At 66.2% G+C, this 15,324-nt stretch carries 13 protein-coding genes; 7 read left to right on the top strand and 6 right to left on the bottom strand.

The window, feature by feature from the left end; all coding sequences use genetic code 11:
* Positions 1-25: 25 nt before the first annotated feature.
* Positions 26-919: a TauD/TfdA dioxygenase family protein gene (locus AC1RP5_RS10510; RefSeq protein ID WP_493110595.1), complete on the bottom strand. Its 894-nt coding sequence runs from the start codon at positions 917-919 to the stop codon at positions 26-28.
* Positions 920-1,018: 99 nt separating this feature from the next.
* Between AC1RP5_RS10510 and AC1RP5_RS10505 the strand changes: the two genes are divergently transcribed.
* Complete coding sequence (locus AC1RP5_RS10505; protein WP_493110594.1) at positions 1,019-1,789, top strand: GntR family transcriptional regulator; 771 nt, start codon at positions 1,019-1,021, stop codon at positions 1,787-1,789.
* 33 nt (positions 1,790-1,822) lie between these two features.
* Here AC1RP5_RS10505 and AC1RP5_RS10500 read toward each other — a convergent pair whose 3' ends face one another.
* Entirely contained in the window at positions 1,823-2,809 is a 987-nt protein-coding gene (locus AC1RP5_RS10500) for a tripartite tricarboxylate transporter substrate-binding protein (protein ID WP_493110593.1), read from the bottom strand.
* A gap of 36 nt (positions 2,810-2,845) precedes the next feature.
* The gene (locus AC1RP5_RS10495) at positions 2,846-3,913 is read right to left on the bottom strand and encodes a tartrate dehydrogenase (protein ID WP_493110592.1); all 1,068 of its coding nucleotides are present in this window, start codon (positions 3,911-3,913) and stop codon (positions 2,846-2,848) included.
* 115 nt (positions 3,914-4,028) lie between these two features.
* Between AC1RP5_RS10495 and AC1RP5_RS10490 the strand changes: the two genes are divergently transcribed.
* The 4 genes from AC1RP5_RS10490 (at position 4,029) to AC1RP5_RS10475 (ending at position 8,600) form a co-directional block, all read left to right on the top strand.
* A complete protein-coding gene (locus tag AC1RP5_RS10490; RefSeq protein ID WP_493110591.1) occupies positions 4,029-5,714 on the top strand; it encodes an N-acyl-D-amino-acid deacylase family protein in 1,686 nt (561 codons plus the stop codon).
* A 26-nt stretch (positions 5,715-5,740) separates the two neighbouring features.
* Complete coding sequence (locus AC1RP5_RS10485) at positions 5,741-6,043, top strand: putative quinol monooxygenase (RefSeq protein WP_493110590.1); 303 nt, start codon at positions 5,741-5,743, stop codon at positions 6,041-6,043.
* Positions 6,040-6,849, top strand: coding sequence for a phytanoyl-CoA dioxygenase family protein (locus tag AC1RP5_RS10480; RefSeq protein WP_493110589.1), 810 nt, complete (start codon positions 6,040-6,042; stop codon positions 6,847-6,849). Before AC1RP5_RS10485 ends, AC1RP5_RS10480 begins: the two co-directional genes overlap by 4 nt.
* A 563-nt stretch (positions 6,850-7,412) precedes the next feature.
* On the top strand, positions 7,413-8,600 hold the full coding sequence (locus AC1RP5_RS10475; protein WP_493110588.1) for a TMEM43 family protein: 1,188 nt from the start codon (positions 7,413-7,415) through the stop codon (positions 8,598-8,600).
* Positions 8,601-8,603: 3 nt separating this feature from the next.
* Here the strand turns inward: AC1RP5_RS10475 and AC1RP5_RS10470 are convergent, their stop codons facing one another.
* The gene (locus tag AC1RP5_RS10470) at positions 8,604-9,266 is read right to left on the bottom strand and encodes a TetR/AcrR family transcriptional regulator (protein WP_493110587.1); all 663 of its coding nucleotides are present in this window, start codon (positions 9,264-9,266) and stop codon (positions 8,604-8,606) included.
* Positions 9,267-9,381: 115 nt separating this feature from the next.
* Here AC1RP5_RS10470 and AC1RP5_RS10465 point away from each other — a divergent pair, with 115 nt between their 5' ends.
* A complete protein-coding gene (locus AC1RP5_RS10465; RefSeq protein ID WP_493110586.1) occupies positions 9,382-10,539 on the top strand; it encodes an efflux RND transporter periplasmic adaptor subunit in 1,158 nt (385 codons plus the stop codon).
* Positions 10,540-10,566: 27 nt separating this feature from the next.
* Complete coding sequence (locus tag AC1RP5_RS10460) at positions 10,567-13,671, top strand: efflux RND transporter permease subunit (RefSeq protein ID WP_493110585.1); 3,105 nt, start codon at positions 10,567-10,569, stop codon at positions 13,669-13,671.
* A 138-nt stretch (positions 13,672-13,809) separates the two neighbouring features.
* On the opposite strand, the gene pcp is transcribed toward AC1RP5_RS10460, so the two are convergent.
* Both pcp and AC1RP5_RS10450 read right to left on the bottom strand, forming a co-directional pair.
* Entirely contained in the window at positions 13,810-14,451 is a 642-nt protein-coding gene (pcp, locus tag AC1RP5_RS10455) for a pyroglutamyl-peptidase I (RefSeq protein ID WP_493110584.1), read from the bottom strand.
* Positions 14,452-14,520: 69 nt separating this feature from the next.
* The gene (locus AC1RP5_RS10450; RefSeq protein ID WP_493110583.1) at positions 14,521-15,318 is read right to left on the bottom strand and encodes an FAD binding domain-containing protein; all 798 of its coding nucleotides are present in this window, start codon (positions 15,316-15,318) and stop codon (positions 14,521-14,523) included.
* Positions 15,319-15,324 lie beyond the last annotated feature (6 nt).

Raw genomic sequence — 15,324 nt, 5'->3', positions numbered from 1 at the left:
CTTGATTGTTGCCGAGGACTGAAGCTCAGGCCGCTTCGGCCTGCTGCTCCACGGTCGGACGATCGCCGCCCAGGGTCGTACGGCGCATGTCGCGCACCTCGTTGCGGTCGAAGCGCTTGGCGCGATGCATGGTGGCGCGGTTGTCCCACATCACCAGGTCGTACTGCCGCCACTGGTGCGAGTAGACGAATTCGCGCTGCGTCGCGTGCTCGGTCAGCTCGCGCAGATAGGCGCGCGCCTCGGGGATCGTCCAGCCGACAATGGCGCCGGCATGGGCCGACAGGAACAGCGACTTGGCACCCGTGGCCTGATGTGTGCGCACGAGGCGCTGCAGCACCGGCTTGAAGCTGGCGATTTCCTCGGGTGTGAGATCGGTGAAGCCGACGGCGGCGCGCGAATAGATCAGCGAGTGCTCGCAGATCAGGTCCTCGACCTCGCCCTTCGTGCGCTCGTCCAGCGCATCGTAGGCCGCGCGCATGTCGGCGAAGTCGGTGTTGCCACCCCAGGACGGAATGGCGCGCGCCGACAAGGCGGAGAACTTCGCCGGAATCACCGCATAGGAGCTATCGGAGTGCCAGAGCCGGTCGCCCAGCTTGAAGAACCACTGGCGGTCATCGCCCGAAATGATCTTGCCGTCCTTGGTGAGGTTGGACAGATCGCCGATGCCGGCGCCGAGCCGGCTCTCCGACGCCTTGCGGATGTTGCCGGGCCTGGCCTTGACCTCGAGATCGCCGAAATTCTTGGTGAACGCGATCTGCTGCTCGTCGGTGATGTTCTGGTCGCGGAAGACGAGCACGCCGTAGCGGTTCATGCCCTCTTCGATCGTGGTCGCTTCTTCGCGCGTGAGCGGCTTGGTCAGGTCGACGCCCGACACTTCGCCCGCGAACACAGGGTGGAGTTGCTTGATGGCGACGGTCATGGCCATTCCTTTCCCTAAGGAGCATTCTTGTTATAACATGTAACAGTGTGGATCGGCGCTGCCGCCGATGTCAAAGCAATCACGGGAGGCGGTGCCGCCTTGCAGCACGTCGAACATGTCAGCCTCGCCAACCAGGTACTGCGCGAAATCCGGTCCGCCATCGTGCTGGGCGATCTCGCGCCCGGCGCACGCCTAACCTTCCGCGACGTAGCGCAGCGGCTGAACGCCAGTGTCACACCGGTGCGCGAAGCGCTCCTTCAGCTCGTCGCCGAACGTGTGTTGAGCGTGGGTCCCGGCCGCACGATTACCGTTCCCCTCCTCACTCGCGCCGAGTTCCTTGAACTCCGGGCCATTCGCATCCAGCTCGAAGGCATGGCAGCGGAAGCTGGCGCACGGCAAGCCGGCGCCGGATTAGCCGACGAACTGGAGGAGATCCATCGCCTGCTCGACAAGGCCAAGATCGCGCGCGATCCGCGCCAGGCGACGATCCAGAATCGCGCCTTCCATTTTAGGCTGTACGATGCCGCCGGACTGCCGGCGCTGTGCGGCATGATCGAGAACATCTGGCTGCGGACCGGCCCCTATCACCGCCACATCTTCGCCGATCCGAAGCAGCACATCTTCGACATGCCGGTTCGCAAGCTCGGCAAGCCGCGCCATGCCCATCGCGCCGTGATCGAGGCGTTGCGCGGCAACAAGCCGGCCGATGTTCGCAAGGCCATCGAGGCCGACATCCTGTCGGGCGATCCGATCATCCTGCCGCATCTCGCGGCGGAGTCGCCGGAGCGGACGGCGAGCCTGTTGCGGAGCCTTCCCGAACTCGCAGCGGCTCCTGCGACGCCCACTCCCAAAAGAAAAAGGGCCGCCTGAAAAGGCGGCCCTTTCCCGATACGGGGTCGTTGTTTACTGCGGCTCGACGCCGGCGGCCTTGATCGCGGGCACCCACTTGTCGATCGACGCCTTGAGCTGGGCGCGGAGCGCTTCCGGGGTCGCGTCCTTGGCTTCCGGCAGGTCGACGGCCTGCTCGATGAGGCGCGCACGCACCTTCTCGTCGCTGAGCGCGGTGACCAGAGCCTTGTTGAGCTTCTCGATGACTTCCTTCGGCGTGTTCTTGGCGACGAAGAAGCCGTTCCAGATCGTGACCTCGTAGCCCTTGAGGCCGGACTCGTCGATCGTGGGGACGTCCGGGAGCTGCGGCAGGCGCTTCAGCGTGCTGACGCCCAGCGCCTTGATGTTGCCGCCCTGGATCTGCGGCAGCACGTTCACGGCCTGGTCGACCATGTAGTCGAACTGGCCGCTCACCAGGTCGTTCAGCGCCGGGCCCGTTCCCTTGTACGGGATCTCCAGCACATCGACCTTCATCATGCTGTTCAGCATGAGACCGCCCAGATGCGAGGCGGCGCCGATGCCGGCCATGCCGTACTGCGCCTTCTTCTGGTTGGCCTTCACGTAGGCCAGGAACTCCTGGAAGTTCTTCGCCGGCAGGTCCTTCTTGGTCACCAGCACCATCGGGTTCGTGCCGCCGAGGCCGACCGGCTCGAGGTCCTTCTGGCTGTCGTACGGCAGCGTCTTGTACAGCGCGATGTTCACCGCGAGGGTGCCCATGTGCGTGAACAGGATCGTGTAGCCGTCCGGTGTCGCCTTGGCCGCCTTGTTGACGCCGATCGTGCCGCCCGCGCCGCCGACATTGTCGACGATCATGGTCTGGCCGAGTGCCTCGCCCATACGGGCAGTCAGCACGCGGGCCAGCGCGTCGGTCGGGCCGCCGGCCGCGAACGGCACGACGACGGTGATCGGCTTGTTGGGATACGGCGCCTGGGCCATCGCGCCGAGCGGCGCGGCGGCCAGGGTGGCGGCCGCGGCGGCGGCCAGCAGGTTGCGTCTCTTCATCGGGGGTCCTTCCCAAGTAGAACTGTAACGCGGCTGCTACACCGTCTTCACGAGCTCTGCAATGGCTGCGCCCACGGTCTTAGTGTCGCCATTGCCGCCCAGATCCTTGGTCCGGGGACCGCCCTCGACGAGGGAGGCCGCAATGGCTCGCTCGATGGCCTCGGCCGCCTCGGGATAACCCAGGTGCCGCACCATCATGGCGCCCGACCAGATCTGGCCGATCGGATTGGCGATGCCCTTGCCTGCAATGTCAGGCGCCGAACCGTGGACCGGTTCGAACATCGAGGGGTACTTGCGCTCCGGATTGATGTTGCCCGACGGCGCCACGCCAATCGAACCGGTCAGCGCCGGGCCGAGGTCGGACAGGATGTCGCCGAACAGGTTGGAGCCGACCACCACGTCGAACCAGTCCGGGTTGCGCACGAAATGCGCCGTCAGGATGTCGATGTGATACTGGTCCGCCTTGATGCCGGGGTACTTCTTGCACATCTCGGCAAAACGCTCGTCCCAGAACGGCATGGTGTGGATGATGCCGTTGGACTTGGTGGCCGAGGTCACGTGCTTCTTCTTCGTCGTGCTGGCGAAGTCGAAGGCGAACTTCAGGATCCGGTCGACGCCCTTGCGGGTGAAGATCGACTGCTGAATGGCCATCTCGTCGTCGGTGCCCTGGAACATGCGGCCGCCGATGGAGCTGTACTCGCCCTCGGTGTTCTCGCGCACGACCCAGAAATCGATCTCGCCCGGCTTGCGGTTGGCGAGCGGCGACGGCACGCCCTCGAACAGGCGCACGGGGCGCAGGTTCACGTACTCGTCGAAGTCGCGACGGATCGGGATCAGCAGGCCCCACAGCGAGACGTGATCGGGCACGCCCGGCCAGCCCACGGCGCCCAGGAAGATGCTCTCGAACGCCTTGAGCTGCTCCATGCCGTCTTCCGGCATCATCTTGCCGGTCTTCACCAGCCGATCGCACGACCAGTCGAAATCGGTGAACTCGAGCTCGAAGTTGAAGCGCCGCGCGGCGGCCTCCAGAACTTTCACGCCTTCCGGCAGAACTTCCTTACCGATTCCGTCACCCGGAATTGATGCGATCTTGTGCTTGGCCATTGAATATCCTCCCGAACCGCGCGGAACGTAGCAGCGCGCCTTTGCCATGCAAGCACGGCATTGCCCCACCGGTGTGCCCGCGCCAATATGAACGCACGTTTACCCCGGAGTGGCCATGACGTTCGACCTCAAGATTACCGGCGGCACCATTGTCGACGGCACCGGAAAGCCGGGCTTCGTCGGCGACATCGGCATCAAGGACGGCAAGGTCGTCGCTCTCGGCAAGGCCGATGGCCCTGCAACGCAGACGATCGACGCCACCGGCAAGGTCGTCTCGCCGGGCTTCGTCGACGTGCACACGCACTACGACGCCCAGATCCTGTGGGATCGCATGCTCACCATCTCGCCCTGGCACGGCGTCACCACGACGGTGATCGGCAATTGCGGCTTCGGCGTCGCGCCGACCAAGGAAATCCATCGCAAGATCATCATGCAGACCCTCGAGAAGGTCGAAGGCATGAGCCTCGAGGCGCTGGAAGCCGGTCTCGGCACGGCCTGGCCGTTCGAAACCTTCCCGCAGTACCTCGACACGCTGGAGAAGCGCGGCTCGGCGATCAACGTCGCCGCCCTGTTCGGCCACACGCCGCTCCGCCTCTATGTGATGGGCGAGGAATCGACCGAGCGCGCCGCCACCGCCGACGAGATCGGTGCGATGAAGAGGCTGGTCCACGAGGCGATGGAAGCCGGCGCGATCGGCTTCGGCACCTCGGTCTCGGTCAGCCACAGTGGCTATGCCGGCAAGCCGGTGCCCAGCCGCCAAGCCACGGTGGAGGAAATGGACTCGCTGGTCTCGGTGATGGGCGAACTGAAGCGCGGCCTGATGCAGATCACCATCGGCCGCGATTTCTCGACCCGGCACATGGCCGAGGTCAGCCGCAAGTACAACATCCCCGTCACCTGGACGGCCCTGCTCTCCCACCTCTACGGGCCGGGCGGCCATCGCAAGCAACTCGACCTCGCCGCCGAGCAGCGCAAGTCGGGCGCCATGGTGATCCCGCAGGTGAGCTGCCGGCCGCTGAACTTCGAGGTCACCTTCGCCGAGCCGTTCATCTTCGACGTGATGCCGTTCATGAACGAGCTGGCCAAGGCCGACGCCAAGGAACCTGGCGCCCGCCGCCGCGCCTATGCCGATCCGGCGTGGCGCGAGAAGCTGCGCAGCGAGGTGACGCCGCTGTTCCAGAAATGGTGGGACCGCGTCGTCATCGCCTGGTCGCCGTCGCATCGCGAGCTGGAGGAGATGCCGCTCGCCGTCGCCGCCGCCAGGCTCGGCAAGGATCCGGTGGACCTCGCCCTCGACATCTCGCTGGCCGACGACCTGCTCACTCGGTTCCGCATGGCCGTCATGAACTTCGACGAGAAGGAAGTGGCCGAGCTGATCACCGATCCGAACACGATCATCGCGCTCTCGGACGCCGGCGCCCATGCCAGCCAGCTCTGCGACGCCTGCTACTCGACCCACCTGCTCGGCCACTGGGTGCGCGACCGCAAGGTCTTCACCCTCGAGGAGGCCGTGCACAATCTCACGCAGCGTCCGGCCGAGATGTTCGGCATCACCGATCGCGGCGTGCTGGCCGAGGGCCGTCCCGCCGACGTCGTCGTCTTCGATCCGAAGACCGTGGCGCCCGGCCCGCTGAAGCGCGTCCACGACATGCCGGCCGGCGCAGACCGTCTCGTCTCCGAGGCGAGCGGCATCGAGGCCGTGGTCGTCAACGGCAGGATCATCCGCCAGAACAACAAGGACATGGTCGCGGCCAACGACAAGCTGCCCGGCCGTCTGCTAAGACACGGCCGCGCGGCCTAAGCGTACATTTTCAGGGAGAGAGACCAATGATCCACGTCATCGCCATCATCACGGCCAAGCCCGGCAAGCGCGAGGAAGTCCTCAAGAACTTCAAGGCCAACGTCCCGGCCGTGCACGCCGAGAAGGGCTGCATCGAGTACGGCGCGACCGTCGACACCGATGGCGGCCCCTTCGCCAAGTTCGGCCCCGACACGTTCGTCGTCATCGAGAAGTGGGAAACCATGGACGACCTCAAGGCCCACGGCGCGTCGGAGCACATGAAGGCCTACGCGGCCAAGAACAAGGACCTGCTCGCCAATCGCGCCGTCCACGTTCTCCAGAACGCTTGATCCCGATCGCTGAAGCAGACGTCGCCGCGTACGAGCGCGACGGCGTCGTTTGCCTGCGCGGCGCCTTCGATGCCGTGTGGGTTGGAATCCTGTGCGAGGCCGTCGAGCGCGACCTCCTGAAGCCGGGCCCCAACGCGACCAACTTCGCCGAGGGCAGCACTGCCGGAAAGTTCTTCGGCGACATGTTCATGTGGCGGCGGGACAACGATTTCCGCCTCGCCGCCATGACGTCTCCCGCCGGCGAGATCGCCGCCGCGATGATGCGCTCGAAGCATGCCGACTTCTTCTACGACCAGCTCTTCGTGAAGGAACCCGGCACGGCGCATCCGACGCCGTGGCACCAGGACCAGCCTTACTGGCCCGTCACCGGCCAGCAGATCACCTCGGTCTGGATCGCCCTCGACGACATCGACCTCAGCAACGGCGCGGTCGAGTTCATCGCGGGCTCCCATCGCTGGGGCATCAACTACCGGCCGACGCCCTTTCGGAAGGGCCATGAGGCCAAGTTCACGTCGAGCGATCTCGTGCAGATCCCCGACATCGACGCCGACCGTGGCAAGTACGACATCCGCTCGTGGACGATGGAGCCCGGCGACTGCCTCGTGTTCCACGCCATGATCGTGCACGGCGCGCCGGGCAACGACACGCCGGGTGCCCGCCGGCGCGGCCTGTCGCTGCGCTACACCGGCGACGACGCGCGCTACGACCCGCGCCCCGGCACTTTCCAGTTCCCTCACAAGCCCGACCTCACGGCCGGCGCCCCGATGACCTGCGACCTCTTCCCGAGAGTCTGGCCGAGGCGGTAGGGCTGAGCGAAGCTCCGTGCGTCGGACGAACGACTGCTCTTGCTTCCTCCGCCGGCGTCTCCCAATTTGAATGGCTCATTGTCGGAGGGCAGTTGCATGTCCGCGGAACGCGGCGGTGCGTGGTTGGGAACTGTTCCCGGACGGTCGCAACACGCACCCGGAACGAGAACTTCCTCCGCCGCAAGCCGAAGCAGGACATTCTACCGACCCCGAAAAAAGTCCGTGCCGCTCCCTCTGCCGTGGCCTGTCACCGTGACGGAACGCGAACTTTCGCCTGAAAGGAAAGGAATGGAGTCCTTTCCTCAGGGCGTTATGGATGGACGCCCCGAGGGAACGGGGAACGAGACAGAGAAAGACCGTTCCGTGAGTGCCACGGGCGCGGAGGGCCCTGACGGCCCTCCGGCCCGCGACGTGGCAACGTTGATGATCACGGTGACGGTTCGAACACTACTTGGGACAACTTTCAGCGATGCGCCACCGGTGTAAAACGCCGGCGCGTCCCCATTTGAATGAGGCGGATGGTGATCCTAGTCTCTCCGCCCAAAATTCCGAGAGCAGGCTTCATGGAAAATCCCGGCAACGACCAGTTCACCGAGGTCACCAGCACATCGTGGTTCTCGCGGCTCGGCCAAGCGGTCGTCGGCGTGCTGACGGGCCTGGCCTTCGTCGTCGTGTCGATCGGCCTGCTGTTCTGGAACGAAGGTCGGGCGATCCGCACGGCGCAGGGGCTGACCGAAGGCGCGGGCATCGTGCGCAGCGTCTCGGCCGATGCGGTCGATCCGGCGAACGACGGAAGGCTGGTCCATGTGAGCGGCATGCTCTCGACCGCCGGCCCCGTCACCGATCCCGACTTCGCCGTCCGGGTCCGCGGCGTGCGGCTCGAGCGCACCGTCGAGGTCTACCAATGGAAGGAAGAGACCCACACCGAAACCCGCACCCGGTTCGGCGGCGGCGAGGAGCGCACCACGACCTACAAGTACGTGCGCACCTGGTCCGACAAGCCGATCGATTCGGACCGCTTCAAGGAGCCCCGCGGCCATACCAACCCGGTGATGACCTACCAGTCGCGCGAGTCGCTGGCCGCCGGCACGCGTCTCGGCGCGTTCGCGGTGCCTGATTCGCTGCTGCACGGTTTCGGCGAGGCCAAGCGGGTGCCGGTGACCGACGACCAGGCCAATGCGCTGCAGATCCGCGTCAACAAGCCGGTCCAGGTGAACGACGGCGTACTCTATGTCGGCCGCGATCCGTCCCAGCCGGCGATCGGCGACATGCGCATCTCGTTCTCGGAAGTGCCGCTACAGACGGCCAGCGTCGTCGCCGCGCAGGCCGGGTCCGGCTTCGCGCCCTTCCCCACCAACACCGGCACGACCGTTGAGCTGATCTCGGCTGGCACCGTGCCCGCCACCATCATGTTCCAGCACGCGCAGGAAGAGAACGTCACCATGACGTGGGTGCTGCGTCTGATCGGCGTGATCTTCATGCTGGTGGGCTTCACGCTGGTGCTGCGGCCGCTCGCCGTCGTGGGCAGCGTCATCCCGCTGCTGGGCGACGTGATCGGCGCGGGCACGTTCCTGGTGGCTCTGGTCTGCACGATGGCGATCGCGCCGGTCGTGATCGCGTTCGGATGGCTGTGGTACCGGCCGCTGATCGGCGTCGGCGTGCTGGTGGTCGGGGCCGCGGCGACCTGGGGCCTCGCCAAGCTGATGCACGCTCGGGCGGCCGCGAAGAAGGCCGCAGTCCCCGCGACCTGAGGATCAGGCGGCGGTGATGACGCCGTTCATCACGATGTCGAGCATGCCGGTCCCGAGCAGATCGCGGTTCGACCACGGGAAGTCGGGCTTCAGGATGAAGGCCGAGACGACGCCGTGGATACCCATCCAGCAGAGCTCGGCGCAGGTGTCGGGCGGGTAGTTGAGCTTGAGGCCGCCGGCCTTGGCCTCGGCGAACATCGCCACCAGGCGCCCGAACACGATGGCACCGCCGATGCCCGGGCGCGTCGGATCGTCGGTCGGCATGCGATGGCCGAGCTTGCGGATCGACTCCGGAATGTTCGAGCCGAGGAAGATCAGCTTGTATTCGTCGGGATGGGCCAGGCCGAACTTGAGGTAGGCCTCGCCGAAGCGGCGGATGCGCTCACGCGGGTCGACGACGGTCTTCTCGATCTCGCCGATGCTCTCGATCAGGTACCCGAAGGTCTGATCGCAGAGGGCGAGCATCATCTGCTCCTTGTCCTGGAAGTAGAGGTACAGCGCGGGCGCGGACACACCGACCCGGTCCGCGATCCTGCGGATGGTCGTGGCCTCGTAGCCCTGCTCCAGGAACAGTTCCTTGGCGGCCTGGAGGATCTCCTCGCGGCGGGTATGACCCTCGCCGCGCTTCTTCCGGCCACCCGTCACCGCTGTTGAAAAAGCGCTCAATCGGGTTCTCCTGCCCTTGACTCTTATATGAACGTCGATAACTTATCAACGGTAAGTTAACGGCGTTTAGATTCCCTCAGCCCGCCAATAGTAAACGTCCGAAGGAAGGCCCGCCATGCGTCTCCCCAACGTGAAGCTCCCGTCCAAGTTTCCCGTGAAGCTGGTCGCCCTTGGGGCAGCCGGCGTGATCTTGGCAGGTGGCGCCTTCGCCGCCTTTTCCTTCCATGCGAATGCCAGCCGTCCGGCGGCCGGCGCCGAGCCGATCGTCCGGCCCGCGCGGGTCGCGGAGATCGCCTACAAGAAGCAGAGTCAGGCGCTCTTGCTGGCCGGCACGGTGGTGCCGCGTATCGAGAGCACCTTGGGCTTCCGCGTCTCGGGCAAGATCGTGCAGCGCTCGGTCGATGTCGGCGCCGTGGTGAAGGCGGGCGACGTGATCGCGACGCTCGATCCCGCCGACTACAAGCTCGCCGTCGACAATGCCCGCGCCGCGCTTGCTTCTGCCGAAGCTGACTATGCGCGGGCCAAGGCCGATCATGAGCGCTACCTGAACCTGCGCGGCAGCACCGCCTTCGTGCCGCAGACCCTCGACCAGCGTCAGTCGATCGCCCAGACCGCGCTCGCCCGCGTCGACCAGGCCAAGAGCCAGCTCGCCTCGGCCGAGAACAACCTCGCCTACACCGCCCTGCATGCCGATTCCGCGGGCGTCGTCACCGCCGTACAGGCCGAGGTCGGCCAGGTCATGGCGCAGGGCCAGGGCGTGATCCGTCTCGCGCGCACCGAGGAACTGGAGATCGTGGTCGGCGTGCCCGAGCATCGCCTGAAGGTCGTGCGCGAGAATCCGAACGCCAGCTTCGAACTCTGGTCCGATCCCGGCCGCCGTCATGCCGCGAAGCTGCGTGAGCTGTCGCCCAGCGCCGATCCGGTGACCCGCACCTACGCCGCGCGCTTCAGCGTGATCGAGCCGCCGGAATTCATCGGCCTCGGCATGACCGCGACCCTGGGCTTCGAGCGTCCTGACGCGCGGCCGGTCGCCGAGGTTCCCCTCGCCGCCATCTTCCAGCGCGGCACGCAGCCCGCCGTCTGGGTGGTGGATCGCGACAGCGGCATCGTCGAACTCCGCCCCGTCGCCATCGCGCGGTGGCGTGACGACACGGCCGCCATCCTGTCGGGCGTCAAGGACGGCGAGCTGATCGCCACCGCGGGCGTACACAAGCTCGAGACCGGCCAGAAGGTGAAGCCGCTGCCGATGCAGCAGCAACAGGCGGCGCGCTAACGACCTCGACTTGAGGGGAGATCCTCCATGACCACGCGCACCAATCTCTCGGCGCTGGCGCTGAAGTACAGCACGCTCACCGTGTTCTTCATGATCGCGCTGACGCTGGCGGGCTTCTACGCCTTCTTCAATCTCGGCCGCGCCGAGGATCCGCCCTTCACCATCAAGCAGATGGTCGTGTCGGCCGCATGGCCCGGCGCCACCTCGCGCGAGGTCGAGCAGCAGGTCACCGAGAAGATCGAGACCAAGCTGCAGGAACTCCCCTACTTCTACAATGTCCAGAGCTACACAAAGCCCGGCGAGACCGTGATCTACGTCTCGCTGCGGGACGACACGCCGCCCGCCAAGGTCGCGGATCTCTGGTACCAGGTTCGCAAGAAGGTCGGCGACATCAGGAGCTCGCTGCCGCAGGGCGTCGTCGGTCCGTTCTTCAACGACGAATACGGCGACACCTATGCGCTGATCTGGGCTTTCGAGGCCGACGGCTTCTCGCCCGCCGAGGTCAAGGAAATCGCCAAGGCGGTGCGCCAGCGCCTGCTGCGCGTGCCCGACGTTACCAAGGCCGACCTGTTCGGCCTCCAGGACGAGAAGATCTACATCGAGTTCAGCCATACCCGGCTCGCGATGCTGGGCGTTCCCGTCGACCAGATCCTGGAGGTCGTGCGCCGCCAGAACGCCATCGTCGCCACCGGCACGGTCGAGACCAAGGGCGAGAGGGTCGCCGTCCGCGTCGACGGCGCACCGACCTCGGCCGAGCAGCTCCTGGCGCTCCCCTTCACCGCCAACGGCCAGACCCTGACCCTGGGCGACGTCGCCGAGATCAAGCGCGGCTATCAGGACCCGCGCCAGCTCGCCATGCGCTTCAACGGCAAGTCGGTGATCGGCCTCGGCGTCGTGATGGCGCCGGGCGGCAACGTCGAGAAGCTGGGCGCCGCGCTCGACAAGACGATGGCCGAGGTCGAGGCCGGCCTGCCGGTCGGCATCACGGTGCATCGCATCGCCAACCAGCCCGAGGTCGTGGGCAAGTCGTTCGAGGAGTTCAGCTCCTCGCTGCTGGAGGCGCTGGCCATCGTGCTGGTGGTCTCGTTCATCAGCCTCGGCATCCGCACCGGCGTGATCGTGGCGCTGTCGGTGCCGCTGGTGCTGGCCATCACTTTCGTCGGCATGATGCTGCTCGGCATCGACTTCCAGCGCATCTCACTCGGCGCGCTGATCATTGCGCTCGGCCTGCTGGTCGACGACGCGATCATCGCCGTCGAGATGATGATGGTGAAGCTTGAGCAAGGCGCCAGCCGCCTCGAAGCCGCGACCTACGCATACACCTCGACCGCCTTCCCGATGCTGACGGGCACGCTGGTGACCGCCGTCGGCTTCGTGCCGGTGGGCTTCGCCCGCTCCGGCGCCGGCGAATACACCAACTCGATCTTCTGGGTGGTCGGCCTGTCGCTGATCATCTCGTGGTTCGTGGCCGTGTTGTTCACGCCATGGATGGGCTACCACCTGCTGCCGACGCCCAAGGTCCAGCACCACGACCCGTATAACGGACGCCTCTACACGCTCTTCCGTAAGATGGTCACGTGGTGCGTGACTTGGCGTAAGACGACCATCGCCATCACCGCACTCGCCTTCGTAGGCTCGATCGCGGCCTTCGGCCTGGTGTCCAAGCAGTTCTTCCCGACCGCCAACCGGCCGGAGCTGATCGTCGACCTCAAGCTGGCGCAGGGCGCGTCGTGGAGCGCGACCGACGCCGAAGTCGCCAAGCTCGAGAAGTGGCTGGGCAACAATTCCGACGTCGCCTCCTTCACGGCCTATGTCGGCGCCGGCAGCCCGCGCTTCTACCTGCCGACGGTGCCGGAGCTGGCCAACGCCAACTTCGGCCAGATCATCGTCATGACGAAGGATCTGGTGGCCCGTGAGCGTGTCGTTGCGGAGTTGGATAGCCTCTTCAAGCAGGACTTCGAGGCGGTGCGCGCCCGCGTGCAGCGCCTGCAGAACGGCCCGCCGGTCAGCTACCCGGTCATGTTCCGTGTGCTGGGCGACGACCCGCAGCAGGTCCGCAAGGTGGCGGAACAGGTGCGGCAGGTCTTCAAGGCCGATCCCTCGACACGCGACGTGAACTTCGACTGGAACGAGCTCGCCAAGACGGTGCGCCTCGAAGTCGACCAGGCCAAGGCGCGCGCCCTGGGCGTCGATTCGCAGGCGCTGGGCAACACGCTGCAGACTCTGCTGACCGGCATCAACGTCACCCAGTATCGCGAGCGCACCGAGTCGATCGACGTGGTCGCCCGCGCCGTCGCGCCGGAGCGGCTGAGTGTCGAGGGCCTCGAAGCCATCAACCTCCGCACCTCGACCGGCGGCGTCGTCTCGCTGGCCCAGCTCGCGACGCTGAAGTTCGAGCTGGAGGAACCGATCCTTTGGCGGCGCAACAAGGACCTGCTGATGACCGTCCGTGCCGGCGTGGCCGACGGCGTGCAGGGCCCCGACGTCGCCGCGCGCCTCGACAAGGCGCTGGCGCCGGTCCGCGCCTCCTTGCCGCCCGGCTACCGTATCGAGGTCGGCGGCGACCAGGAAGAATCGGCCAAGAGCCAGGCGTCGATCTTCAAGATGATGCCGCTGATGGTCTTCCTGATGGTGCTGTTCCTGATGATCCAGCTCCAGAGCTTCTCCAAGCTCGCGCTGGTGCTGCTCACCGCCCCGCTCGGCCTGATCGGCGTGTCGCTGTTCCTGCTGCTGTTCAACCAGCCGTTCGGCTTCGTCTCGCTGCTGGGCGTGATTGCGCTCGCCGGCATGATCATGCGCAACTCGGTGATCCTGGTGGACCAGATCGACCAGGACATCGCGGCCGGCCATGCCAAGTGGGACGCGGTGATCGACGCCACGGTCCGCCGGGCGCGCCCGATCCTGCTGACCGCCGGCACCGCGATCTTCGCCATGATCCCGCTGTCGCGCAGCGTGTTCTGGGGCCCGATGGCCGTCGCCCTGATGGGCGGCCTGCTGGTCGCGACCGCCCTCACCCTCCTGTTCCTGCCGGCGCTCTATGCCGCCTGGTTCAGGGTGAAGAAGCCGGCTGCCACAACGGAGACGGCCCCGGCCCGCCACATCCCGCCCCCGCTCGCCATCGCGGCGGAGTAGCTACCCCGTCATCTCGACCGGAGCGCGCAGCGCGGAGTGGAGAGATCTTCTCTCCACAATTTGCCGGCTTTTGGTTGAGTGAAGGTCTCTCCACTACGCCTCGCTTCGCGAGGCTTCGGTCGAGACGACGGGATCTTTTTAGGAAATCCGGCCCTCGACCGTTCGAAGGTCCGTCGTCCGCGCCGCGCTCGTCGCGACGATGATCTCGATGCCGCGGGTGATGCCCTCCACCGACATCGACGGAGCGCCACCCAGCCGGGCTGCCTGTTCCGGCACGTAGGGAATGTGCAGGAAGCCGCCGCGCATCCGCGTCGGATGGGTCTCGATGATGTCCATCAGCGAATAGAGGATGTGGTTGCACACGAAGGTGCCGGCGGTGTTCGACACGACGGCCGGCAGTCCCGCCTTGCGCATCTCCGCGACGCAGGCCTTGATCGGCAGGGTCGCGAAATAGGCCGCCGGGCCTTCCGCCAGCACGGGCACATCGATCGGCTGGTTCTTGTCGTTGTCCGGGATGCGCGCATCCTGGACGTTGATGCCGACCCGCTCGAGGCAGAGTTCGGTGCGCCCGCCGGCCTGGCCGACGCACAGCACGATGTCGGGCCTTGCCTTGTCGATCGCGTCGCGCAGCACCTTGGCGGACTTGGCGTAGGACGTCGGCAGGACCGCCGTGACCACGGTCACCTTGCCGATCTTCTTTTTCAGCCGGCTCACCGCCAGCGATGACGGATTGACCTTGTCGCCGCCGAACGGATCGAAACCTGTCACCAACGCACGCATGCAATTTCCTCAAACGAAAGGGCGCCCGGTTAGGGGCGCCCCGACGTTAGTCCGTTGTAGGTTGAACGGCTACTTGTTGGCCGCGTCGACCGCGCGGCGGGCCATCACGCCCACCAGATGGGCGCGGTATTCGGCGCTGCCGTGGATGTCGCTGTTGAGGTCGGTCGCTGGGACCTTGATGTCCTTGATGGCGTCCGAGGAGAAGTTCTTGGAGAGCGCGTCCTCCATCGCCTTCACGCGGAAGACGCAAGGGCCGGCGCCGGTCACGGCGACGCGCACGCCCGACGCGGTCTTGGCGACGAACACGCCGACCATCGCGTAGCGCGAGGCCGGGTTCGGGAACTTCATGTAGGCGGCCTTCTCGGCCTTCGGGAAGCTGATCGCCGTGACGATCTCGCCGTCGCCCAGCGCCGTCTCGAACAGGCCCTTGAAGAAGTCGTCGGCGGTATGCTTGCCGGTGTTGGTGATCACCGTGGCGTTCAGCGCCACGACGGCCGCCGGATAGTCCGCCGCCGGATCGTTGTTGGCGACCGAGCCACCCATCGTGCCGCGGTTGCGGACCTGCGGATCGCCGATATGGCTGGCGAGGTAAGCGAGCGCCGGGATGTTGGCCTTCACGTCGGCCGAGGTGGCGACGTCGCCGTGCTTGGTCATGCCGCCGACCACGACGTTGTTGCCCTCGACCTTGATGCCGACCAGTTCCTTGACGTCACCGAGATCGACGACGTCGCTCGGGCGCGCCAGGCGCTGCTTCAGCGTCGGGATGAGGGTCATGCCGCCCGACATCGGACGGGCTTCCTCGTTGCCCTTGAGCAGCTTGACGGCGTCGGCGACCGACTTGGGGCGGTGATAAGCGAAATCGTACATCTGTAT

The sequence above is a fragment of the Reyranella sp. GW821-FHT12G01 genome (assembly GCF_058806575.1).
Note: the sequence above shows the minus strand (reverse complement) of the source record. Positions and strands in the feature narration are given on the sequence as shown.

Bases quoted from the DNA above. Each gene is read 5' to 3' on its own strand.
- AC1RP5_RS10510 (WP_493110595.1), bottom strand. From the start codon at position 919: ATGACCGTCGCCATCAAGCAACTCCACCCTGTGTTCGCGGGCGAAGTG.
- AC1RP5_RS10500 (WP_493110593.1), bottom strand. From the start codon at position 2,809: ATGAAGAGACGCAACCTGCTGGCCGCCGCCGCGGCCGCCACCCTGGCC.
- AC1RP5_RS10495 (WP_493110592.1), bottom strand. From the start codon at position 3,913: ATGGCCAAGCACAAGATCGCATCAATTCCGGGTGACGGAATCGGTAAG.
- AC1RP5_RS10490 (WP_493110591.1), top strand. From the start codon at position 4,029: ATGACGTTCGACCTCAAGATTACCGGCGGCACCATTGTCGACGGCACC.
- AC1RP5_RS10485 (WP_493110590.1), top strand. From the start codon at position 5,741: ATGATCCACGTCATCGCCATCATCACGGCCAAGCCCGGCAAGCGCGAG.
- AC1RP5_RS10475 (WP_493110588.1), top strand. From the start codon at position 7,413: ATGGAAAATCCCGGCAACGACCAGTTCACCGAGGTCACCAGCACATCG.
- AC1RP5_RS10465 (WP_493110586.1), top strand. From the start codon at position 9,382: ATGCGTCTCCCCAACGTGAAGCTCCCGTCCAAGTTTCCCGTGAAGCTG.
- AC1RP5_RS10460 (WP_493110585.1), top strand. From the start codon at position 10,567: ATGACCACGCGCACCAATCTCTCGGCGCTGGCGCTGAAGTACAGCACG.
- pcp (WP_493110584.1), bottom strand. From the start codon at position 14,451: ATGCGTGCGTTGGTGACAGGTTTCGATCCGTTCGGCGGCGACAAGGTC.
- AC1RP5_RS10450 (WP_493110583.1), bottom strand. From the start codon at position 15,318: ATGTACGATTTCGCTTATCACCGCCCCAAGTCGGTCGCCGACGCCGTC.